We start from the raw sequence: 21,769 nt of genomic DNA, 5'->3' as shown, positions 1-21,769 counted from the left end.
TCGCAAAACGCCCGGCCGTGTGTCGAACGAAAGAGTGAACTTCCGGATTCGACTCGTGGGTCAGCCGACGCGCCAGAGGGGGTTGACGGGGCCGTGGCCCGCGCCGAGGGGATACGCGGAAGCGAGTCCCCGCGTGACCCAGCCCTTGGCGAAGGCGACCGCGTCGGGCATCGAGTAGCCGTGGGAGAGGGCGCCGCAGATCGCGGCGGCCAGAGTGTCGCCCGCGCCGTGATCATGCGGGGTGTCGATGCGCGGGGCGTCGATCTCGACGAAGTCGTCGCCGTCGAACAACAGGTCCGGGCTGCGGTCGCTGCCGCGGAGGTGGCCGCCCTTCACCAGCGCCCACCGGGCTCCGAGGTCGCGCAGTGCGCGGGCGGCGTCGCGCTGGGTGTCGGCGTCCACGACGTCGATCCCGGTGATCAGCCGCACCTCGTCGAGGTTCGGCGTGACGACGTCGGCCAGCGGGAACATGCGTCCGACCAGGGTGTCGAGGGCGTCGGCCCGCAGGAGCGGGTCGCCGTGCATCGACGCGCACACCGGGTCGACAACCAGCGGCACCCCTCCGCCGCCGATGCCGACCTCGGTGGCGGCGTCGGCGATCGCCGTGATGATCTCGGCGGTCGCCAGCATCCCCGTCTTCACCGCGCTCACCCCGATGTCGGACGTGACCGACCGGATCTGAGCCGCGACGATGTCCGGTTCGATCGTCTGCACACCGCTGACCCCGAGACTGTTCTGCACGGTGACAGCCGTGACGGCGACGCAGGCGTGCAGTCCGAGCATCGCGAACGTCCGCATGTCGGCCTGGATGCCCGCGCCTCCGCCGGAGTCGGAGCCTGCGATCGTCATGACGCGCGTCGGCGTGACGCCGGGGGCGGCGGTGGGCAGGAGATCGGTCACGACACGGGCACTTCACTGATCGGCAGGTACACCTGGTTGCCCGCGGCCGCGAACTCCTCCGACTTCTCGGCCATCGCCCGGTCGATGTCGTCGGCGGTGACGAGACCGTTCTCCTCCGCGTACGTGCGGACATCGGCCGAGATGCGCATCGAGCAGAACTTCGGTCCGCACATCGAGCAGAAGTGCGCCGTCTTCGCGGGCTCGGCGGGCATCGTCTCGTCGTGGTACTCGCGTGCCGTATCGGGGTCGAGGGCCAGGTTGAACTGGTCGTTCCACCGGAACTCGAACCTCGCCTTGCTCAGCGCGTCGTCGCGTTCCTGCGCCCGCGGATGTCCCTTCGCGAGATCTGCGGAGTGCGCGGCGATCTTGTAGGTGATCACGCCGACCTTCACGTCGTCCCGGTTGGGGAGACCGAGGTGCTCCTTCGGGGTGACGTAGCAGAGCATCGCGGTGCCGGCCTGCGCGATCATCGCCGCGCCGATCGCCGATGTGATGTGGTCGTAGGCGGGCGCGATGTCGGTGGCGAGCGGTCCGAGCGTGTAGAACGGAGCCTCCTCGCACCACTCCTCCTCCAGGCGGACGTTCTCGGCGATCTTGTGCATCGGCACGTGGCCCGGGCCCTCGATCATCACCTGGACGCCGTGGCTCTTGGCGATCGTCGTGAGCTCGCCGAGGGTGCGGAGTTCGGCGAACTGGGCCTCGTCGTTCGCATCGGCGATGGACCCGGGACGCAGACCGTCGCCGAGCGAGAAGGTGATGTCGTAGCGTGCGAGGATTTCGCACAGCTCGTCGAAGTGCGTGTATAGGAACGACTCCCGGTGATGCGCAAGACACCACGCCGCCATGATCGACCCGCCGCGCGAGACGATGCCGGTGACGCGCTTGGCGGTCAGCGGGACGTAGCGCAACAGCACGCCTGCGTGGACGGTCATGTAGTCCACGCCCTGCTCGGCCTGCTCGATGACGGTGTCGCGGTAGATCTCCCACGTCAGCTTGGTCGGATCGCCGTTGACCTTCTCCAACGCCTGGTAGATCGGCACGGTGCCGACCGGGACGGGCGAGTTCCGCATGATCCATTCGCGGGTGAGGTGGATGTCCTTGCCCGTCGACAGGTCCATGATCGTGTCGGCGCCCCAGCGGGTGGCCCACACCATCTTCTCCACCTCTTCGGCGATCGACGACGTGACCGCCGAGTTGCCGATGTTCGCGTTGACCTTCACCGCGAAGGCCTTGCCGATGATCATCGGCTCGCATTCGGGGTGCCGATGGTTGGCGGGGATCACGGCGCGGCCGATCGCGACCTCGCTGCGGACCAGGTCGACGTCGACGCCCTCACGCGCGGCGATGTACCGCATCTCCGGGGTGACGACGCCCGCCCGAGCCCACGCGAGCTGCGTCGACACGCCGTCGACCGGTGCGGGCTTGCTCCACTGATCGCGGATCGCGGGCAGGCCCGCCTCGACGTCGATGACGGCGCCGGAGTCGGTGTACGGGCCAGACGTGTCGTACAGGTCGAGGTGTTCGCCGTTGGTCAGGTGGACGCGGCGTTGCGGCACGCGCAATTCGTCGATCTCGAGGTATTCCTTGGTGCTGCCCTGAATCGGGCCAGTGGTGACGCTGTCTGCAGACACAGTGGTGCCCATGACTCTTCCTCCCTACGCCGGCATTACCCGGACAGGTTCGAGCGGTCGACGACCGCCGGTCGCCATCTCAGCCCTCGGATCGTGAGAGCCCCCGCGTGTGTAGTTGTGTGTGCCCAGGAGGCACCCGGCCAGCCTACGGCACTCCGCCGCCCGGTGTGTGACGCGTCCGGCCGACATGCAAATGTGATGCAGATGTGACTGGTGTGACTTGCGCCACTTAGTTACGGTTCCGTAGTGTTGTGACGGCCATCACAGGAGGTGTCATGCATCTGAGAAACCGTCATCGTCCGCCGCAGCAGTCGGCGCGAACGCTGCTGCAGCAGATCTCGGAGGTCGTCCACAATCGCGATCGCGAGCGCTTCGAACTGTGGGTCGCGGGCGACCTCGTGGGTGTCCTCGGCTATCGCATCGACCCCGACCGGACGGTCACGATCCTGCACACCGTCCTGTACGACGAGTACTCCGGACACGGGCTCGCCACGGAGCTCACCGGCGAGGCGATGGCGTACATGCGTGCCCAGGGACTCCGCGTCCGACCGCTGTGCACCTTCACCAAGCACTACATCGACGAGCATCCCGGAGCCGTCGCGCTCGCTCCCGCCTGAACCTTCGGTTAGGCTCGCCTCATCTATGAGAGGCGAACCGAATGAGTGAGAACAAGGCCCCGTCCCGAGGCTGGCAGGGCGCGATCATGAAGGCGTTCCGCGCGGACGACTTCGAACTGACAGTCACCGCGACGGAGCGGGTGACCGACCACTACCTCCGACTGGCCTTCTCCGGCGGCGGTCTGCTGTCGGAGATCCCGCTCCACCCGACCATGTGGGTCCGCGGGTGGTTCCCGTCCGACGAGGCGCTGCATCAGCGCGGGTACACGCTCGTCGACCCCGATCCGGAGTCGGACACGTTCCACCTCGAGTTCACCCTGCACGACGGTCCCGCCGCACGCTGGGCGCAGAACGCGGTCGTCGGCGACCGGCTGTCGGTCTCGGTGATGGGCAGCAAGTTCGACATGCCCGACCCCGCCCCGACGCGGTGGCTGATCGCGGGCGACACGGCCTCCCTCGCCGCGATCAACTCCCTGCTCGACGCCTTCACCGCGACCGGGACCGACGTCCCCGCGACCGTCTGGTTCGAGTGCGTGCACGACGACGACAACGACCTGCCGATCCGCGTCCGACCGCAGGACACCGTCCACCGGGTGCGACGCGAACGGGACGGCAGGGGACTCGTCGAGACGATCCGGGACGCGGCCTTCGACGCGTCCGGAGCGCACGCGTGGGTCGCGCTCGACGCGGCGAGCACCCGCGCGGTGACCTCGGTCTTCCGCTCCGGCTTCCGGCTCGGCCGGTCGGGTGTCAAGTCGCGCGCCTACTGGCGTGTGGGCAAGCCCTTCGCCTGACCCCCGGCCCCTCGACTGCGCTCGGGGAGCCGGACGATGGCGCTCGGGGAGCAGACGGTCAGGAGAGATCGAGGACGAGGGGAGCGTGGTCGCTCGCGCCCTTGGCGGCGCGGGCGGCGACGTCGATGAACGCGTCGTGGACGCGGTCGTCCAACGCCGGTGAGCACAGCGCGAAGTCGATGCGCATGCCCTCGTTCTTCTGGTGGCGTCCCGCGGTGTAGTCCCAGAACGTGTAGGTGTCCGGGCCGGGTGTGAAGGGTGCGGCGCTGTCGACGTAGCCCGCGTCGGCGAACGCGGCGAAGGCCGCACGTTCGGCGTCGGAGGTGTGCGTCTTGTCGGCGAAGAACTCCGGATCCCACACGTCGTCGTCGGTCGGTGCGACGTTCCAGTCGCCCGCGAGCGCGATCTGCGACGCCGGGTCGTGAGTCAGCTCCAACTGCATGACGCCGGCCAGCGCGTCGAGCCACGCCAGCTTGTAGTCCAGGTGCGGGTCGCCGGGGGCGCGGCCGTTCGGGACGTACAGGCTCCACACTCGGACTCCGCCGCAGAGGGCGGAGATCGCCCGCGCCTCGCGCACCCCGTCGAACTCGGGTTGACCGTCGAACCCGATGTGCACGTCGGAGAGTCCGACGCGCGACGCGATCGCCACGCCGTTGTAGCCGCCCTGCCCGTGGAACGCCACGTCATAGCCGTGTGCGATGAAGCTCATGACCGGGAACTGGTCGTCGGAGCACTTGGTCTCCTGGATGGCGAGCACGTCGACGGCGTGCCGCGTCATCCACGCGACGACGTCCTCCGAGCGCGCGCGGATCGAGTTCACATTCCAGGTCGCCAGGCGCATGGGTTCAGTCTCTCCCGGACACGTCCGTAAGAGAAACTCCGACCGCGGACCACCGCTCGACGACGATCTCCGGGTGGTCCGTGACCAGCAGCACCGCGAAGCCGCGGCCGTGCGCGCGGTGATGGTCGTGCCAGAACTCCACCGACTCGGCGAACCACTCGAGGGCCGCGGTGTCGTCGGCGAGGAGTCGCGCGGCGTCGTCGATCACCGTCAGGTATCCGCTCGCCGCGGTCCCCTCGGGAGTCCGGAGGCCGTCGGGCAGGTCGCGCATGCAGTCGTCGAGGGCATCCCGGTTGAACCCGAAATGGTCGGGGAAGTCCCAGGCCTGTGCGAACGCGTCGAGCAGATCGTCGACGGTGCGCATGTCCGCCGCGTCCATTCGTCGGGTCACCGCGCCCGTCCCGAACAGCGACGGCGTCTCGGAGACGACGCCGACTGCTCCGGTGCGGACGAATTCGACGATGCTCATGACGACGGACCTCGGATCTTGGTGAACGTCTCGTAGTGGTCGAGCGTGTAGTAGGCGGACCCGTCGCTGCCGGTGATGATGCGTTCCGCGTCGCGACCGCGGCCGCGCTGCTTCGGATTGACGTCCCACTCGCGGTACTGGATCCGCTTGCCCTTCGTCGACTTCACCGGCAGTCGGCGCTCGTTGTTGCGGAACGTGTCGCCGCCGTGTGTGCCAGGCGCATTCGCCGCGGCGGGCCAATCGCCGGCATCGATGTACTGGAGGGTCTGTTCCACCCTGGCGGGAGTGTCGGAGGGTCCCGGCCGATCGGTGCGGGACCGGTCGGCCGCCGTCGTGGTGCTTCCGTCGACGATGCTCACCGACGACGCAGGCGGCGACGCCTCGTCCGGGGAACTGCGTCCGTCGATCCACCAGGTCAGGGCGCCGACAGCCAGGAGGACGAGGACGGCGATCGCGGACGCCAGCAGGCGGCGGCGAGACTGTTCGGAGGGCGGCGTGGGGGAGGACATCAGCGTCCACGGTAGCGGCTCGACGCGCCGCCGTCGCATCAGCCCAGCGTGTGGACCCGTCCGGTGTGATGCAGGGTCAGTCCCGATCGTCGAGCCGCCTCTCGTGCCCGCGGATCGTCGGCGGGGACCGTCACGGCCCACCTGCCGTCGGCCAACTCGACCGCGTCGACGGGCGGACGGTGATCGCAGACGAGCACCTCCACCGCATCCCCGTCGTCGACGACGGGGATCGACCCCGCGCGGACGAGCCGGTCCGGAAGCAGCGCGCGAGCGGGCAGGCCGCGGTCGTCGAACCACGCCCGCACCGTCGGAAGGGACGCCGACGAGGCGCCGAAATCGACGGGGACGGCGAGGTTCCCGCGGAGCCCGGAGCCGCCCGCCCGCAGCAGCCATCCGTCGATCGCTGCGTGTTCGCCGCCCGCCGCCGCACAGAGGGCTCGTTCGACGTCACGGATCTGCGAATTGCGGACAACCGTCCGCGACAGGGTCCGCATCGACGAGACCGCGGAGCGGGGGATGACGGTCTCCCGGCCGTCGCGCAGCACGACCAGCGCCGCGTCGTCTGACGACACCAGCACGCCCGTCACATCCGACAGCGACGGGCCGTGCGCCACAACCGGATTCGGAACCTCGCGCCAGTCCGCCGGGGCGGCGTCGGACAGTCGGTATCGGACGACGACCCGATCGCCGATCACCGGATCGGGGGACGGCACGATCAGTCGTCGTGGCCGAACGGGTCCCGGACCTCGCCGGGCGTCCACGTGAGGCCGGGGACTCCCCACCCGTTGCGCTTGATCGCCTTCTTGGCCGCACGCGCGTTGCGGCCGACCAAGACGTCGACGTACAGGTATCCGTCGAGGTGGCCGGTCTCGTGCTGCAGCATTCGGGCGAAGAAGTCCTCGCCCTCGATCTCGACCGCGGCTCCGGTGCGGTCGGTGCCGACCACCTTCGCCCACGACGCGCGGCCGGTCGGGAAACCCTCGCCGGGCACCGACAGGCAGCCCTCGTCGTTGTCGTCGGGATCGGGCATGGTCTCGGGGATCTCCGACGTCTCCAGCACCGGGTTGATCACCTCGCCGCGGCGCCGCACTCCGCCGTCCGGGCAGTCGTAGACGAACATGCGCAGATCCCGGCCGACCTGATTGGCGGCCAGGCCCACACCGTTCGCGGCGTCCATGGTCGCGTACATGTCGTCGAGCAGCGTGATGACCTCAGGCGACGGGACGCCGTTCGCATCGAGTTCGACGGGAGTCGTCGGCTTGTGCAGAACTGGTTCGCCGACGATGCAGATCGGAAGAATTGCCATGTGCAGACACTTTACCGGCGGAACACTCCACGTCGTGCGTGTCGTCACGAGTCACACGTCGGGAATGGTTAGACTCATCGGCGAAACCACACGAGTGTGATTCCTCCCCGGGCCCGGCGGTCCGGGCGGGCGGGGAGCCGACCTGTGGCGTACTTCGGCAGTGGACATTCGGCGGAATCTTTTCAAGGGAGCGAGATGGACGGCGCAACCGCGCGTACCCCCAACGACGACGACTCGGTCGCCGCTGCGCAGACCGCACAGCCGATCGATCCCCACGAGGTGGGCCCGGACGGCCTGACTCGGAGGGAACACGACGTGCTCGCCTTCGAGCGGCAGTGGTGGAAGTACGCGGGTTCGAAGGAAGAGGCCATCAAGGAACTCTTCAGCTTGTCCGCGACGCGGTACTACCAGATCCTGAATGCACTGGTCGACAGGCCGGAGGCCCTCGCGGCCGACCCCATGCTCGTCAAGCGTCTCCGTCGACTCCGCGCGTCGCGCCAGAAGGCACGCGCCGCTCGTCGTCTCGGCTTCGACATCTAGGGTTGTCTCCCAATCGGCACACGCGGCCCACGCCGCGACGTACTACGCGACGTCGTGAGCTAAAGTTGCCGTGATGAAAGCTGACCGAGAAACCAACCGACTGCCTCTCCGAGCGGGCGCCATGCTCCTGCTGGCGATCGCCGTGGTCTTCATCGGCCTCGGACTGAAGAGCGTCATGGACAGCGGCGACGACCCGGCGGCCGATCTCGCCAACGCCGAATCGAGCGCGCCCGCGAGTCCGACCCCGTCGGCTCCCGCCACCAAGACGCCGACCAAGCAGGCTCCGTCCACCGTCGCGGACGCCGCCGACGTCGGCGGCATCTGCGTGTACAACGTCGGCACCATCGCGGGCCTCGCTGCGAAGACGTCCACCGCGCTGACGAACGCCGGGTTCACGGTGGAGGCGACCGAGAACTACCAGACTCGCAGCATCAGCGAGAACACGATCTTCTACGGCGCGGGCCAGGAGGCCGCGGCGCGGAAGGTCGCCGAATCGGTGCCCGGCGGAGCCGCGCCGAGCGAACGGCCCGCTGCGTTCACCAAATGCCCCGACAAGCTCGTCGTCCTCGTCACCTCGGAATGATCCGAGAAGAACTTGACTCTCAGCCCTCTCACCACGCGATCTAAGGAGCGACATGTCCGCCCGTAACCTCACCGGAATCTCGACCACCCGTGTTCTGGCGGTCGTCGCCGCTGCCGGTGCCGCAGCAGCCGTCCTGGCTGGCTGCTCGCCGGACGAGCACCCCTCGGATCAGCCGAACAACCTGACCACGCGCCCGGCCGTCATCACCGGCGACCAGGTGCAGCCGGGTGATGAGGTCAACGCGGGCGTCAAGCGTTCGGACAGCGACGCCGCGACCGTGACCCTGGCCGACCTCAAGGGCGGCAGCGTCGGCTCGGCCACCTTCTCCGCCGAGGGCGACGCCGTCACCGTCACCTTCAAGCTGTCGGGCCTCGAGCCCGGAGCCCACGGCATCCACATCCACGAGGTCGGCAAGTGCGACGCGTCGACGAACTTCTCGACGGCGGGTGGACACCTGCAGGTCGGCGGCCACACCGGCAAGCCGGAGAGCGGCGACCTCGGTTCGGTCACCGTCCTCAAGAACGGCACCGCCACGGGCAGCGTCACCACGGACGCGTTCACGGTGAACGACATCCGGGGCAAGGCGCTCATCGTCCACAAGGTCGGCGACAACGACGGCACTCAGCGAGAGGCCTGCGGCCTCATCGCAGGCAACGTCTGACCGGCGCCGAGCAGCGACACGTGGGCGTCCCGATCACTCCGATCCCCTTCGTCGGGTCGCCGGAACCGACCCTCGGCGTCGAATGGGAACTCGCGTTCGTCGACCGTGACACGCGGGACCTCACCAACGCCGCGTCCGATTTCTTCGAACTGGTCAAGGGTCGCGGAGTGGACCGGTCCGGGCAGATCCATCGGGAACTCCTCGGGAACACCGTCGAGTTGGTCACCGGTGTCTGTCGCACCGTCGGCGAGTCGATGGCCGACCTCGGAGCCACGCTCGACGTGGTGCGCGGACTCACCGACGAGATCGGCGTCGATCTGTACGGCGCGGGCACGCACCCGTTCGCGGAGTGGTCGGCCCAGCAGCTCACCGAAGGCGACCGGTATGCGGAACTGATCTCCCGCACCCAGTGGTGGGGACGACAGATGCTGATCTGGGGCGTGCACGTGCACGTCGGGATCAGTCACCGCGACAAGGTGCTTCCGATCCTGTCGTCGCTGCTCAAGTACTATCCGCACCTGTTGGCGTTGTCGGCGTCGTCGCCGATGTGGGCCGGTCACGAGACCGGCTACGCGAGCAACCGCGCGATGATGTTCCAGCAGTTGCCGACGGCCGGACTGCCGTTCCAATTCGAGACGTGGCACGAGTTCGAGGCGTTCGCCGCCGACCAGAAGACCACCGGCATCATCGATCATCTCAACGAGATCCGCTGGGACATCCGACCGTCTCCGCACTTGGGGACCATCGAGGTCCGGGTCTGCGACGGCGTGTCGAATAGGCGGGAACTCGCCGGGATCGTCGCGCTCATCCACTGCCTGATCGTCGACTTGGACCGTCGTCTCACCGCGGGCGAGACGCTTCCCCAGATGGCGCCGTGGCTCGTGCAGGAGAACAAGTGGCGGGCCGCGCGCTACGGCATCGACGCGATCATCATCGAAGACGCCGACTGCGCCGAACGTCTCGTCACCGAAGACCTCGCCGACCTGCTGGTCCGCCTGGAACCGGTGGCGGCCTCCCTCGGCTGTGTGGAGGAGCTGGCGTCCGTCGCCGACATCGTGGCACGCGGAATCAGCTACAAACGGCAGCACGAGGTGTTCGAGCGGACAGGCTCGCTCCGCGACGTCGTCGCGTCCGTCGTCGCCGAGCTCGACTGACTCACCGAATACCCGGAAAAGTCACGCGGTGGTCGTGTTTGTACACGACCACCGCGTGACTATTGCGGCTCAGGAACGGCGGCGGAGTTGCGATTCGTCGAGGAGATGTTCGTCGATGCGCTGTTCGCGGTAGACGAGCCGTCCGACGCGTTGTGCGATGACCGGAGCCGTCAGCAGGGTGAACAGTCCCGTGAGGATCAGCATCCCGCTGTCGGGGTGACCGCGGAGCTGGATCAGAGTGCCGATGAGCACGAGGATCATCCCGAACGTCTGCGGTTTCGTCGCGGCGTGCATGCGGCTGAGCGTGTCGGGGAAGCGGACGATGCCGATCGCGGCGGTCAGCGCCAGCAGCGAGCCGGAGAGGACGAAGACGGCAGAGAGGATGTCGCGGATCATTCGTCGTCCCTCCTGCGGAAACGGGCCACGGCGATCGAGCCGATGAAGCTGACCAGGCTCAAGACGACGATTCCCGCGGCGATCGTCGTGTCGCCGGTCGCGGCCACCCACACGGCGAGACCGCAGATGAGGATCGCGACGATCGCGTCGACGCCGACGAGACGGTCGAGCGTCGACGGTCCGCGGAGCGTGCGGTAGGTGGTGAGCACGACGGCGATGAGCAGCATCGTCGCCGCGACGGTCCAGACGTAGGTCACCGGTCGTCCTTCCGTCGACGCAACAGCCCGCGACGTCCGCCGTCGCTGTCCTCGGCGACCCGCTGGCGATCGCTGAACGGGACGTGGTGATAGTCGTCGTCGATGCCGTGGAAGGGGCTCGGATGCCATTCGGAGTCGCGTTCGAAGGCCTTGATGAACTGACGCTCCACGTACGCCATCTGCTTGAAGAACGTGTCGATGTATCGCTGCTTGCTCACATCGAAGATGTGGACGTACAGCATGCGTCGCAGGTGATCGATCTCGACGACCATCGTCCCCGGCACCAGGTTGATGTAGTTCACGGCGAGGGTGAGGACCAGGTCGGACTTGATGGCGATGTGGACGCGGACCACCGCACCGAGGGGAGGCGGCCCCGGCTTCACCGCGGCCCACGCGACCTGGGCGCTCGACGAGATGAAGTTGACGACGAGCGAGCCGAGGAGTCGCATCGCCGCCATCGGGTGGATGCGACCCTCGACGGGCACTCGGGGAAGCGGCAGGACCGTCATCACGACGATGCCGAGCACGACTCCGACGACGATGTTGCCCCACGTGATGTCGCCCCACAGCAGCACCCAGACGAACGCCAGCCAGAACAGGCCCCACAGCCGCAGGGCGAACTCGCGCAGGTCGCCGCCGGCCCACACCGGGAACTTGAGATGCTCGTTGAGCCAGACGTAGGCCTTGACGGTGGGCCATGCGAACCACAGCAGGGCCGCCCGCCACAGCCTGCCCGCGAGCGACGGGATCAGGCGTTTGTCCTGGGGCGCGACATGGGGACGGTCGGGGTACGGCGTGTTGCTCACGGTGCGGCCCTCCCGAGTACGGCGCCGATGTAGTCGGTGCGGTCGAGGACGGCGTGCGCTGCGCTGTCGGTGAACTCGAAGATCGGTCCGGCCCAGATCGTCAACGCGAGACCGCAGGCGACCATCGCGGCCGTCGGGACGACCATCGTGACGGGCATGCGTCCGACGTCTTCGCGGTCGACGACGAGCACGTCGGTGCCCTCTTCGACGAGCGCCGACGGGGTGCTCGCGGCGAGGTCGCCCTCGGGGGCGTCGGCCCGGGCCCGCCAGAAGCCCTTCGTCCAGATGCGGGCCATGACGTACAGCGTCAGGAGGCTGGTGATCACCGAGCCCGCGATGAGGATCCACGACAGCACCGAGCCCTGCGCCGCGCCCGCCTGCAACAGTGCGACCTTGCCGAGGAATCCGGAGAACGGCGGGATGCCGCCGAGGTTGAGGGCCGGGATCAGGAACAGCGCGGCCAGCAGCGGACTGGCGATCAGGCCGCCGAGCCGTCGCAACGACGACGAGCCGGCCTGTCGTTCGATGAGTCCGACGACGAGGAACAGGGTCGTCTGCACGAGGATGTGGTGGGCCACGTAGTAGATGGCGGCCGACGTCGACTCGACCGAACCGACGGCGATGCCGAAGATCATGTAGCCGATGTGGCTGACCAGGGTGAACGACAGCAGACGTTTGATGTCCGACTGGGCGATCGCGCCGAAGATGCCGACGAGCATCGTCAACAGGCCCGCGATCATCAAGACCGTGTCCATCGTCCCGCCGGGGAACAGCAGCGAGTGCGCACGGATGATCGCGTACACGCCGACCTTGGTGAGGAGGCCGGCGAACACCGCGGTGACCGGTGCGGGCGCGGTCGGGTACGAGTCGGGCAGCCACGTCGACAGCGGGAAGACGGCGGCCTTGATGCCGAACGCGACGAGCAGCACCGCGTACAGCGCATTGCGGGTGCCGTCGGGCACGTCGTCGAGCCGGACGGCCATCTCGGCGAGATTCAGTGTTCCGGTGGTGGTGTAGGCGAACGTGATGCCGGCGAGGAAGATCAGCGACGACACCATCGACACCATCACGTACGACGCTCCCGCACGCACACGTTCGGCGCTGGCGCCCAGCGTGAGCAGCACGAACGACGCGGCGAGCAGCACCTCGAACGACACGTACAGGTTGAACAGGTCGCCCGCCAGGAACGCGTTGCACACGCCTGCCGTCAGGATCAGGTAGGTCGGCAGGAAGATCGACACCGGCTGTTCGGTGGTGCCGTCGCGGATGCCCTGCCCGATGGCGTAGACGACGACGCACAGCAGAACCGTCGTCGACACCACCAGCATCAGGGCGGCGAGCCGGTCGACGACGAGCGTGATGCCGAGCGGTGAGTCGCCGCCGTCGCGCGCGCCCCAGCCGCCGATGTGCACGGCGAACGTGCCGTGGACGCTCGTCAGGTACAGCATCATCGCCGATGCCACGAGGGCGACGGTGATCGCGCCGACGGTCACCGGGCGTTGGACGTTGGGGCTCCGGCCGCGCAGCAGGGTGACACCCGCGCCGAGCATCGGTGCGAGTGTCGGCAGCACGATGAGCACACCGATCCAGGAGGCCTGGGGAATCATCGATCGTCACCCCCGGCCACCGTCTCGTCGTCGGGGTCTTCGGGCATGTCGTCGCCGTCCTCGACGAGGTGAGCGATGAGGTCGGCGTCCTCGGGCATGAGGTCGGTCTCGATGACGCCGCGGTGCACCTTCTCGAACTCCTCTGCGGTGAGCGGGTTGCCGTGGTCGTCGAAGAAGTCGCCTGCGACCGTGTCGGCTCCGGTGAGCGGATCGTCGGACCGGTCTCGGTCGGGGAAGTTCTGCAAGGTGCTGGTGGCGATCTTGAGGTCTTCGGGATCGTCCTGGATGTCGTCGTCGACGCCCGTCTCGGTGGACGTCGGCTCCACGTCGGCCTCGGTGTCGGGGCGCCGGTTGATAATGAACAGGCGATAGGTCAGGGCGAGCACGAACGCCGCGACGCCCATCGTGATGACGATGGCGGTCAGCACCATGCCCTGCGCGAGGGGATCGGCGACGCTGGTCTGCCCGGCCGAGCTGCGGCCTCGGATCGGCGGGTTCCCCGGCGGGCCCGACAGGGTGATGACCAGCAGGTTGATGCCGTTGCCGACGAGCATGAGCCCGAAGAGCATGCGGATCAGGCTGCGTTCCATCAGCAGGTAGACGCCGGTCGCGGCGAGGACTCCCGCGATGATCAAGAGGCCGAGGTTGATGCTCATCGGAGCGCCTCCGAGCTGATCGGGGCGTCGTCCGGCGTCTCGAGGCGGGCTCCGAGACTGCGCAGGACGTCGAGCACGAGTCCGACGACGATCAGGTAGATGCCGAGGTCGAAGAACAGCGCGGTCACGATGTGGACGTCGCCGAAGATCGGCAGGTGCAGGTCGACGACGGCCGACGACAGGGCAGGCGCCCCGAGGAACAGCGACGTGACGGCCGTCGTCGCGGAGATCAGCAGGCCCGTGCCGAGGATGGTTCCGGCCTCGACGGGCAGGGCCTCGCCGAGTTCGTAGCGTCCGCCCGCGAGGTAGCGCAGGACCAGGGCCAGACCCATGACGAGGCCGCCTGCGAAGCCGCCGCCGGGCGCGTTGTGGCCTGCGAAGAACAGGTACAGCGACAGGATCACCAGGGTCGGGAAGACGACGCGCGTCGTCGCCTCCAGCACCATCGTGCGGTGGCGGGGGTCGCGGAACTCGCTGCCGCGCAGCCAGGTGGTGCGATCGTTGACGACGTCGTCGTCGGCGAGGCCAGCCTGCAGTCGGGCGGCGTCGGTGACGCGGGGGACTGCCCCGAACCGGCGGCTGCGGAAGACCATCGACGCGACGCCGGTCGCGGCGACGATCAGGACCGACACCTCGCCGAGGGTGTCCCAGGCGCGGACGTCGACGAGCAGGACGTTCACCGTGTTGGAGCCGTGGCCGAACGTGTACGCGGCGTCGCCCAGCCGCAATTGCAGGGGCTGTGTGGAGCGGGCGGCGGCCGCGAACAGGCCGATGACCACGAGCATCGCGCCGAACGCCGCGCCGATGAGGGCGCGGGCGGGCTTGAAACCGGTGGTGTGTCGCGACGCCGGTTCGGCGGGGAGTTTGCGCAGCACGAGCACGAAGACGACGAGCGTCACGCTCTCCACCAGGAACTGGGTGAGGGCGAGGTCGGGCGCCCCGTACATCGCGAAGATCGCTCCGCAGCCGTAGCCGGTGAGTCCGACGACGAGGGTCGCGGCGAGACGATTGCGCAGGACCGTCACGGCGAGCGCCGACGCCACCATCAGCACGCCGACGACGGCCTGTTCGGCGGTGTCGAACCCGCGGACGCGCAGCGCGTCGCGGTTGCCGAGAGCCAGGGCGGCGACCGGGAGCAGGACGGCCGTAGACAGGATCACGGCCTGCGTCAGCGGCAGCGAACCGCGCTGGGTGTATCGCGTGACCCACAACGACGCCGAGTCGGCGGCGCGGAGAGTGGCGTCGTACACGCGGTCGGCGTTGAGGGGCGGCGGGTTCTTGAACACCGTCCGACGGCGCTTGCGCAGGAACAGGAACAGGGACGTTCCGCAGATCACGACGATCAGTGAGAACACGATCGGGAGCCCGAAGCCGTGCCACATGGCGAGGTGCTCGAGCTCGTGGCCGTAGTCGGGGAGGGTGCTCGCGTAGGGCACGAACTGATCGCCGACCCAGCCCGCGGCGAATGCGGCGACCACGCCCGTCGCGGCCAGGACCGCGGGCGGAGCGAGGAACGCGGCGTTCGGCGGGTGCAGCGCGGCGACGGGCCTGGTCGGGAAGGTGCGGACCTTGCGGCCGAACGCGCCCCACAGGAATCGCGTCGTGTAGGCGAACGTGATGATCGAACCGACCAGCAGGGTGATGTCGACGACGTAGGCGGCCCACGTGTCGAGGGCTCCGGTGTTCCAGACGGAGCCGAACGCCGTCTCCTTGCCGACGAAACCGAACGTGAACGGCAGTCCGGCCATGCTCGCGCCCGCGACGGCCGCGATGCCCGCGAGGACGGGCAGGCGGTGGCCGAGGCGGGCGAGCAGTCGGATGTCGCGGGTGCCGGTCGAGTGGTCGATGATGCCGACCACCATGAACAGGCAGGCCTTGAACAGGGCGTGAGCGATCACCATCGACAGGCCGGCCATCGCGACGCCGGCGTCGCCGATGCCGACGAGCACCATCATGAAGCCGAGCTGGGAGACGGTGCCGAAGGCCAGGATCAATTTGAGGTCGCGTTCGCGGAGGGAACGCCAGCCGCCGAGCAGCATCGTCACCAGTCCGAGCCCGATGACGAGCACCTGCCAGCTCAGCCGGTCCGAGAACGCGGGTGCGAGACGGGCGACGAGGTAGACGCCCGCCTTGACCATCGCGGCCGCATGCAGGTAGGCGCTGACCGGTGTGGGGGCGGCCATCGCGCCGGGCAGCCAGAAGTGGAACGGGACGATCGCCGACTTCGAGATCGCTCCGACGAGGATGAGGACGACGGCGACGTCGATGTACAGACCGCCGGTCGGCGGATGGGCGAGCAGGTCGGACAGCAGGTAGCTGCCGGTGCGTTCGCCGAGCATGATGATGCCGACGAGCATCGCGAGGCCGCCGAACGTGGTGACGAGCAGGGCCTGCGTCGCGGCGCGGCGGGACGTCGCGCGGACCATGTTGAAGCCGACGAGCATGAACGACAGGACCGTCGTCGCTTCCCAGAACACGTACAGGACCAGTGTGTTGTCGCTGACGACGAGCCCGAACATGGCGGCGGCGAAGGCGACGATCTCGCCGCCGAACGTCTCGACGCGGCGGCGCATGGTGTCGAAGTAGTTGGCGCAGTAGACGAGGACGAGCGATCCGACGCCGAGGATGAGCACCGAGAGGATCGCCGACAAGGTGTCGAACCGGACGTCGATGTCCATCTGCAGCGCGGGCACCCACGTGAGTCGTTCCGTGCGCGGCTGGGCGTTCGGGTCGGGCCAGTGGCAGATCACCCAGACGAGTGCCGCGGCGGGCATCAACGCCAGGATGTAGAACCCGCGCGTTCCGCACAGTTTCATGATCGGGGGTGATGCGAGTGCGCCGATAGCCAGCGCGATCATCACTGCGATCAAGGGGCACTCCGTCGTGTCTGGGGCGGGCGGGGTGTCGGAACTGTGGTTCTCGTGCCTCCTACTCTACCGTTTCGACTATGAACGTTGTCCTCCGTGTCTGCGCCGCCCTGCTCGTCCTCGTCCTCGGCGGCGTCGCACTGACCGCGTGCGGCGACGACGACAAAGGATCCGATCGTCCCGGCGTCGCGCTTCCGTCCGACTTCCCGTCCGACGACGTGCCGCTGGTCGACGGTGCTCTGCTGTCGGCGTCGGGCCGGGACGGCGTGTGGCGGCTGACCGTCCAGGGCAGCGCCGCGGACGGGAACGCCCTCGTCAACGCGACGAAGAAGCTCACGGACGAGGGTTTCACCGAGTCGGACCGCACGGGCGACGCGTCGAATCAGACCGTCACCCTCTCCAAGAGCGTCGACGGCGGCACCCTCTGGGTGAGCGTCGGCGTGTCCGCCGACGCCTCGGCCGGACCGTCGACGCTGTTCTATCAGGTCACCAAGACCAAGTAGCCGCCCGCATGACGCAGCCCCGTCGCATCGGGGGCTGCGACGGGGCTGCGGGGCCGGCGACCGGGCGGGGATGTGGTCGCCGGAGTTCGGGTGTGGAGAGGATCAGCCGGGGACGGCGGACGGAGTCGTCGACGACGGTGTCTGATTCGGGTCGGTCGGCAGGTCCTGCTGCTGACGGCCGCGGCGACCGGGGAATTGGTCGTCGCTCGGGTACTGCCCCTGACCGGGGAACTGGCCCATGCCGGGGAAGCGGCCGTTCTGGCCCGACCGCTCCTCGAAGCGCGACATCTGGCGGTCGTGTCTGTCGGAGTCGTGGCCGCCCCGATCGCCGACCATGTACCCGGCGCCGAACGCGAGGCCGACGACGGCGAGAGCGCCGACGACCGAACCGGCGATCAGGAAGCGGCGCTGCACCGGTACGACGACCGGAGCCTTCGGCGCGGCGGCCGAGGCCTGCGGGACCGGCGCGGGCTCGGCGGCGACCGGCTCGGTCGGGGCGGTCGGGTCGTCGACGGGCAGCGGGGTGGTCGGGTCAGCGGGTGTCTGATCCTTGGGGTCGCTCATCTGTGGAAATCCTTCTCGTCATGCGGCGCGGCGGCCGCTGTCGAGTACCAGACAACCCCACGAACCTGGCAACCGGCTGGGAACGCCGTGCGGGTGTCCTGGCCGTTCAGCCGCGACGACGCTCCGCGTACGCCTCGAGTTCGGCGACCTGATCGGCGTCGAGGGACGGGCGGACCGCTGCGCGCGCCACATCCAGATCGGCCGAGGTGACCGTGGCCGCCTCGATGTCCCGGCGCATCGCGGCCAACGCGGCCTCCCGGAGAAGCGCCGAACAGTCGGCGGCCGAATAGCCGTCCAACTCGGCGGCGAGCGCGTCGAGATCGATCCCGTCCAACGGCACGCTCCGCGACGACGCGCGCAGGATGTCGGCGCGCGCGGCCGCATCCGGCGGCGGGACGAACACCAGCCGCTCCAGCCGTCCCGGCCGCAGCAGAGCCGGATCGATCAGGTCGGGCCGATTCGTCGCACCCAGCACGACGACGTCCGACAGCGGCTCCACCCCGTCGAGCTCGGTCAACAACGCCGCGACCACCCGATCCGCGACGCCCGAATCCGTCGACCCGCCGCGGCGCGGAGCGAGCGCGTCCACCTCGTCCAAGAAGATCAACGACGGAGCCGACTCGCGGGCCCGCGTGAACAGGTCGCGGACCGCGCGTTCGGACGCGCCGACCCACTTGTCCAGCAGTTCCGCGCCCTTGACGGTGTGCACCGAGAGTCGGCCCGACGCGGCGAGCGCCCGCACCAGGAACGTCTTGCCGCAACCCGGCGGGCCGTACAGCAGTACCCCGCGCGGCGGGTCGACGCCCAACCTCGCGAACGTGTCCGGATGCTGCAACGGCCACAGCACGGCCTCGGTGAGGGCCTGTCTGGTCTCCACCATGTCGCCGACGTCGTCCAACGTGATCGAGCCGAGCGCCACATCCGGCGACTCCAGCCGCGACGCGGGTCGCACCACCGTCAACGCCTCCGACAGGTCGGCCGTGCGCAGCGCCGGAGTCGACGAGTCGGCGGCCGCTCGGGCCGCGGCCCGCAGGGCGGCGTCGCGGACCACCGCGGCCAGGTCGGCGGCCACGAAACCCGGAGTGTGCGCGGCGATGTCGTCGAGGTCGAGATCGCCGTCCGTCGGCACACCGCGCAGGATGGCCGCCAGCAGCTTCGCGCGCAACGGGGCGTCCGGCAGCCCGATGGTCAAGGAGCGGTCGCACAGGTCGGGCTCCCGCAGTCGGGGATCGGCCTTCGTCGCATCCGCGCTCGTCGCGACCAGCGCCACCCGGCCGCCCGCGATCGCCGACCTCAGGTCGTCGAGGATCAACGTCGACACCGGGTCGCCGTCCACCGGGACCAGGGAGTCGACGTCGGTGATCAGCAAGACGCCCGGACCCTGCGCCTGTAGGCGCGCGATCGCCGAGGCGACCGCCTGACGACGTCCCTCGTCGGCCAACGCGCCGGTCGTCGGGCCGTCGACCTCGACGAACGGGCGATGCGCGCACACCGAGCGGACCACGGTGGCCTTGCCGACCCCGGCCGGACCGGTCACCAGCACGCCGAGGCGCGGCTGCGCCCCGAGCGCCGTCAAGATGTCCGGCGAGTCGAGCGTCACCGACAGCCACTCCGACAACCGCGCGGTCTGCGAGTCGACGCCGACCAACTCCGCGACCGGGCGCGGCGGCGAGGTCACGTCTCGACTGCGCTCGACGAGCCGGGGAGACTCGACGGGCTGGGAGGCGTCTCGACTGCGCTCGACGGACCGATGGGGCTCGACGGACTGATGGGGCTCGACGGGCGGCGAAGGTGCGTGGGCGGGGCTCCACACGACCGCGGTGTTGGTCTGCACGCTCACCGGCCCGGCGGGATCGGTCGCGGTCACCGTCAGCAGCTCGTTGGTCCACGTGATGCCGAGAGTCAACGCCATCGAACGGGTCGCCTCGCTGGCCGTCAGATCGGGGCCGAGGTCGCGAGGAAGCAGGGAGACGGCGTCGCCGACCGACACGATCTTCCCGAGCAGCGCGCGACGCAACGCCGCGTCCGACACCCCGGACACCGCCGCGGACGAGCCCGTCACCGCGACCCGCGACGCGCCGTACACCGTGACGGGACCGGCTACGACCTGGGTGTTCTCCCGGATGCCGAGATTGGAGAACGTGATGTCGTCGAGCAGAAGGGTGCCCGGCGGGACGTCGTCGGATGCCCGTGCCACCACCGCGGCGACAGTCCTGGCCCCGGTCAGCGAGATCGGGTCCCACTCGCGGAGCGACAGCGCCGTCAACACTTCCGGATGCACGCGGACCAGGCCGCGGCGCGAATCGGCCGCGGACACGTTCAACCGCGCGGTCAGCGCGAGCGACGGCCCTGTCACGTCACTGCTCGTCGCTGCGGTGGGACGGGCGACGCAGGCCCAGTCGGGCCGACGAGGTACGCGGTGTCACGCGGCGTCGCACCACGCCGCCGCCCGCCGCACGACGCTCGTCGCGGCGTTGCAGCCTGCGGTCGCGGGCCGACACCTCCCAATGCTCGGGGCGAGCAGCGACGAGCTGCTGCATGCGCCACGCGAACGGCATGTGCAGCAGGTACGCGGCGACGCCGATCAGCATCAGCAGGTACGGGAAAGTCATGAGGAGTGCGGCCGCGGCGGCGACGACGATCAACAGTCCCGCCAGGGCGCTCGGGCGCACTCGCGCCGTCTTGAACGACAACGTCGGGATCCGACTCACCGCCAGCAGCGCGACGAAGACCATCCACGATCCGACCGCCGCGGTCGACGTCCACCAGCCCTCGCCGAAGTGCTGCATCATGCCGACCGGCAGCAACGCCATCACGGCGGCGGCCGGCGCGGGCACGCCGACGAAGAACTCCTTCGTGTAGGCCGGAGCGGAATCGTCGTCGAGCAGCGTGTTGAACCGAGCCAGGCGCAGGACGATCGCCGCACAGTAGATGAGGACGAGGATCCAGCCGATGTCCTTGGCGGAGTCGTCGGTGCCGACGAGGACGGCCGAGTAGACGATCAGCGCGGGCGCGACACCGAAGTTGATGGCGTCGGCGAGGGAGTCGATCTCCGCGCCGATCTTGGTCGTCGCGTCCATCATGCGCGCGACGCGGCCGTCCAGGCCGTCGAGCACCGCGGCCACGACGAGCAACCCGAGCGCCAGATCGACCTTGTCCTCGCCCGCGAACCGGACCGCGCTCAGACCGGCGCACACCGCGAGGATGGTGAGCGCGGACGGCAGGAACATGCGGCCGTCGCGGAGGTGACGGCGACGACGTTCGCTGTCGGCTCCGCGAACACGACCGGCCACCCGCATGCGGCGACGAGGTGCGCCGTCGCGGCGGCGTCGGCCCAGACGGGACGGTCCGTCGGCCATCAGCTCAGGTCCGCGAAGACTGTCTCGGCTCCCACGGCGCGCTGGCCGACGGCCACCTTCGGGACGGTGCCCGCGGGCAGGAACACGTCCACCCGGGAACCGAACCGGATGAGGCCGTACGTGTCGCCGAGGACCAGGTCGTCGCCGACCGCTGCGTCGTTGACGATGCGGCGGGCGAGCAGCCCGGCGATCTGCACCACGCCGACCTGCGGGCCGTCGGGAGTCGCGATGGTCATCGACGTGCGCTCGTTGGCGGTGCTGGCCTCCGGCAGGTCGGCCGACAGGAACTCGCCCGGCTTGTGCACCACCGACAGGACGCGGCCGGCGATCGGGACGCGCTGCACGTGGACGTCGAACACCGACAGGAACGTGCAGATGCGCGGCAGCGGCTGATCGCCGAGGCCGAGTTCGGGATGCGGGATCGCCTCGTCGACGAGCGCGATGGTGCCGTCGGCCGGCGCCACCACCAGTCCCGCGCCCGTCGGGGGGACGCGGGACGGATGACGGAAGAACAGCGCCGACGCGCCGGCGAGAGCCATCGCCGGGCGCGCCACCCACGGGTTGTCGCGGGCCAGGACGGCGACCGCCGCGGGGGCGGCCACGAACGGCAGGCCCTTCGGATGGATCGGCGGGACCGTCTGATTGAACAGGTCGATCAGGTGGCCGATGCCGGTGCGTGCGTCGGGACCTTTGGGGCGTCGTGCCACCTTCAGGCTCCTTCTAGGTCGGGCTCCGGCCGTGTCAGACGC

24 protein-coding genes and 1 riboswitch are annotated in these 21,769 nt (G+C 69.2%); of the genes, 7 read left to right on the top strand and 17 right to left on the bottom strand.

All coding sequences use genetic code 11. The annotated features are described in order from the left end of the window. Positions 1–60: 60 nt before the first annotated feature. Positions 61–900: a bifunctional hydroxymethylpyrimidine kinase/phosphomethylpyrimidine kinase gene (thiD, locus tag GYB83_RS09115; RefSeq protein WP_161895182.1), complete on the bottom strand. Its 840-nt coding sequence runs from the start codon at positions 898–900 to the stop codon at positions 61–63. Beyond that, positions 897–2,543 carry a phosphomethylpyrimidine synthase ThiC gene (gene thiC, locus GYB83_RS09110; protein ID WP_161895181.1) on the bottom strand — a complete coding sequence of 549 codons (1,647 nt, stop codon included), beginning with the start codon at positions 2,541–2,543 and terminating at the stop codon, positions 897–899. The genes thiD and thiC overlap by 4 nt, the downstream gene beginning before the upstream one ends. Next, a riboswitch (TPP riboswitch) is annotated at positions 2,536–2,648 on the bottom strand. (Overlaps the previous gene by 8 nt.) Before the next feature lie 158 nt (positions 2,649–2,806). Here thiC and GYB83_RS09105 point away from each other — a divergent pair. Together GYB83_RS09105 and GYB83_RS09100 are read left to right on the top strand one after the other, a co-directional pair. Beyond that, positions 2,807–3,148, top strand: a complete 342-nt coding sequence (locus tag GYB83_RS09105; RefSeq protein ID WP_161895180.1) for a GNAT family N-acetyltransferase — start codon at positions 2,807–2,809, stop codon at positions 3,146–3,148. A gap of 41 nt (positions 3,149–3,189) precedes the next feature. Continuing rightward, positions 3,190–3,942: a siderophore-interacting protein gene (locus GYB83_RS09100; protein ID WP_161895179.1), complete on the top strand. Its 753-nt coding sequence runs from the start codon at positions 3,190–3,192 to the stop codon at positions 3,940–3,942. 58 nt (positions 3,943–4,000) lie between these two features. On the opposite strand, the gene GYB83_RS09095 is transcribed toward GYB83_RS09100, so the two are convergent. Genes GYB83_RS09095 through GYB83_RS09075 form a run of 5 tightly spaced genes read right to left on the bottom strand, consistent with a single transcriptional unit; the run spans position 4,001 to position 7,067 of the window. Further along, complete coding sequence (locus GYB83_RS09095) at positions 4,001–4,783, bottom strand: exodeoxyribonuclease III (RefSeq protein WP_161895178.1); 783 nt, start codon at positions 4,781–4,783, stop codon at positions 4,001–4,003. A 4-nt stretch (positions 4,784–4,787) separates the two neighbouring features. Then, positions 4,788–5,252, bottom strand: coding sequence for a barstar family protein (locus GYB83_RS09090; RefSeq protein WP_161895177.1), 465 nt, complete (start codon positions 5,250–5,252; stop codon positions 4,788–4,790). After that, positions 5,249–5,761 (bottom strand): guanyl-specific ribonuclease, encoded by a 513-nt coding sequence (locus GYB83_RS09085; RefSeq protein ID WP_161895176.1) that lies wholly within the window; start codon positions 5,759–5,761, stop codon positions 5,249–5,251. The genes GYB83_RS09090 and GYB83_RS09085 overlap by 4 nt, the downstream gene beginning before the upstream one ends. A gap of 38 nt (positions 5,762–5,799) precedes the next feature. Beyond that, a complete protein-coding gene (locus tag GYB83_RS09080) occupies positions 5,800–6,474 on the bottom strand; it encodes a GNAT family N-acetyltransferase, cg3035/Rv0428c family (RefSeq protein ID WP_228461334.1) in 675 nt (224 codons plus the stop codon). Positions 6,475–6,476: 2 nt separating this feature from the next. Then, entirely contained in the window at positions 6,477–7,067 is a 591-nt protein-coding gene (locus GYB83_RS09075; protein WP_161895175.1) for a peptide deformylase, read from the bottom strand. A 195-nt stretch (positions 7,068–7,262) separates the two neighbouring features. Here GYB83_RS09075 and napA point away from each other — a divergent pair, with 195 nt between their 5' ends. The 4 genes from napA (at position 7,263) to GYB83_RS09055 (ending at position 10,005) form a co-directional block, all read left to right on the top strand. Beyond that, entirely contained in the window at positions 7,263–7,607 is a 345-nt protein-coding gene (gene napA / locus GYB83_RS09070) for a nucleoid-associated protein NapA (protein ID WP_161895174.1), read from the top strand. 73 nt (positions 7,608–7,680) lie between these two features. Continuing rightward, a complete protein-coding gene (locus tag GYB83_RS09065; RefSeq protein ID WP_186349749.1) occupies positions 7,681–8,190 on the top strand; it encodes a LytR C-terminal domain-containing protein in 510 nt (169 codons plus the stop codon). 52 nt (positions 8,191–8,242) lie between these two features. Continuing rightward, positions 8,243–8,851: a superoxide dismutase family protein gene (locus tag GYB83_RS09060; protein ID WP_161895173.1), complete on the top strand. Its 609-nt coding sequence runs from the start codon at positions 8,243–8,245 to the stop codon at positions 8,849–8,851. A gap of 20 nt (positions 8,852–8,871) precedes the next feature. After that, positions 8,872–10,005 (top strand): glutamate--cysteine ligase, encoded by a 1,134-nt coding sequence (locus GYB83_RS09055; RefSeq protein WP_228461333.1) that lies wholly within the window; start codon positions 8,872–8,874, stop codon positions 10,003–10,005. Between the two features lie 69 nt (positions 10,006–10,074). Here the strand turns inward: GYB83_RS09055 and mnhG are convergent, their stop codons facing one another. Genes mnhG through GYB83_RS09025 form a run of 6 tightly spaced genes read right to left on the bottom strand, consistent with a single transcriptional unit; the run spans position 10,075 to position 16,597 of the window. Next, positions 10,075–10,401: a monovalent cation/H(+) antiporter subunit G gene (mnhG, locus tag GYB83_RS09050; RefSeq protein WP_161895172.1), complete on the bottom strand. Its 327-nt coding sequence runs from the start codon at positions 10,399–10,401 to the stop codon at positions 10,075–10,077. Next, positions 10,398–10,658 carry a monovalent cation/H+ antiporter complex subunit F gene (locus GYB83_RS09045; protein ID WP_161895171.1) on the bottom strand — a complete coding sequence of 87 codons (261 nt, stop codon included), beginning with the start codon at positions 10,656–10,658 and terminating at the stop codon, positions 10,398–10,400. The genes mnhG and GYB83_RS09045 overlap by 4 nt, the downstream gene beginning before the upstream one ends. Further along, positions 10,655–11,464 (bottom strand): Na+/H+ antiporter subunit E, encoded by an 810-nt coding sequence (locus GYB83_RS09040; RefSeq protein ID WP_161895170.1) that lies wholly within the window; start codon positions 11,462–11,464, stop codon positions 10,655–10,657. Before GYB83_RS09040 ends, GYB83_RS09045 begins: the two co-directional genes overlap by 4 nt. Next, a complete protein-coding gene (locus GYB83_RS09035) occupies positions 11,461–13,071 on the bottom strand; it encodes a Na+/H+ antiporter subunit D (protein WP_161895169.1) in 1,611 nt (536 codons plus the stop codon). The genes GYB83_RS09040 and GYB83_RS09035 overlap by 4 nt, the downstream gene beginning before the upstream one ends. Next, positions 13,068–13,727 carry a Na(+)/H(+) antiporter subunit C gene (locus GYB83_RS09030; RefSeq protein ID WP_161895168.1) on the bottom strand — a complete coding sequence of 220 codons (660 nt, stop codon included), beginning with the start codon at positions 13,725–13,727 and terminating at the stop codon, positions 13,068–13,070. Before GYB83_RS09030 ends, GYB83_RS09035 begins: the two co-directional genes overlap by 4 nt. Next, entirely contained in the window at positions 13,724–16,597 is a 2,874-nt protein-coding gene (locus GYB83_RS09025; RefSeq protein WP_161895167.1) for a Na+/H+ antiporter subunit A, read from the bottom strand. Before GYB83_RS09025 ends, GYB83_RS09030 begins: the two co-directional genes overlap by 4 nt. A 77-nt stretch (positions 16,598–16,674) precedes the next feature. Here GYB83_RS09025 and GYB83_RS09020 point away from each other — a divergent pair, with 77 nt between their 5' ends. Beyond that, entirely contained in the window at positions 16,675–17,097 is a 423-nt protein-coding gene (locus GYB83_RS09020; RefSeq protein ID WP_161895166.1) for a hypothetical protein, read from the top strand. Positions 17,098–17,199: 102 nt separating this feature from the next. Here the strand turns inward: GYB83_RS09020 and GYB83_RS09015 are convergent, their stop codons facing one another. From GYB83_RS09015 to GYB83_RS09000, 4 genes are all read right to left on the bottom strand, one after another. After that, a complete protein-coding gene (locus GYB83_RS09015) occupies positions 17,200–17,661 on the bottom strand; it encodes a hypothetical protein (RefSeq protein ID WP_161895165.1) in 462 nt (153 codons plus the stop codon). A gap of 106 nt (positions 17,662–17,767) precedes the next feature. Next, positions 17,768–20,017 (bottom strand): AAA family ATPase, encoded by a 2,250-nt coding sequence (locus GYB83_RS09010; RefSeq protein WP_161895164.1) that lies wholly within the window; start codon positions 20,015–20,017, stop codon positions 17,768–17,770. A gap of 1 nt (position 20,018) precedes the next feature. Beyond that, positions 20,019–21,020: a CDP-alcohol phosphatidyltransferase family protein gene (locus GYB83_RS09005; RefSeq protein ID WP_371865027.1), complete on the bottom strand. Its 1,002-nt coding sequence runs from the start codon at positions 21,018–21,020 to the stop codon at positions 20,019–20,021. After that, positions 21,020–21,727 (bottom strand): phosphatidylserine decarboxylase, encoded by a 708-nt coding sequence (locus tag GYB83_RS09000; protein ID WP_161895163.1) that lies wholly within the window; start codon positions 21,725–21,727, stop codon positions 21,020–21,022. Before GYB83_RS09000 ends, GYB83_RS09005 begins: the two co-directional genes overlap by 1 nt. Between the last annotated feature and the right edge of the window lie 42 nt (positions 21,728–21,769).

Origin of the sequence: Gordonia spumicola (genome assembly GCF_009932475.1) — a bacterium.
Lineage (GTDB): Bacteria > Actinomycetota > Actinomycetes > Mycobacteriales > Mycobacteriaceae > Gordonia > Gordonia spumicola.
This window is presented reverse-complemented; position numbering and strand designations above follow the sequence as displayed.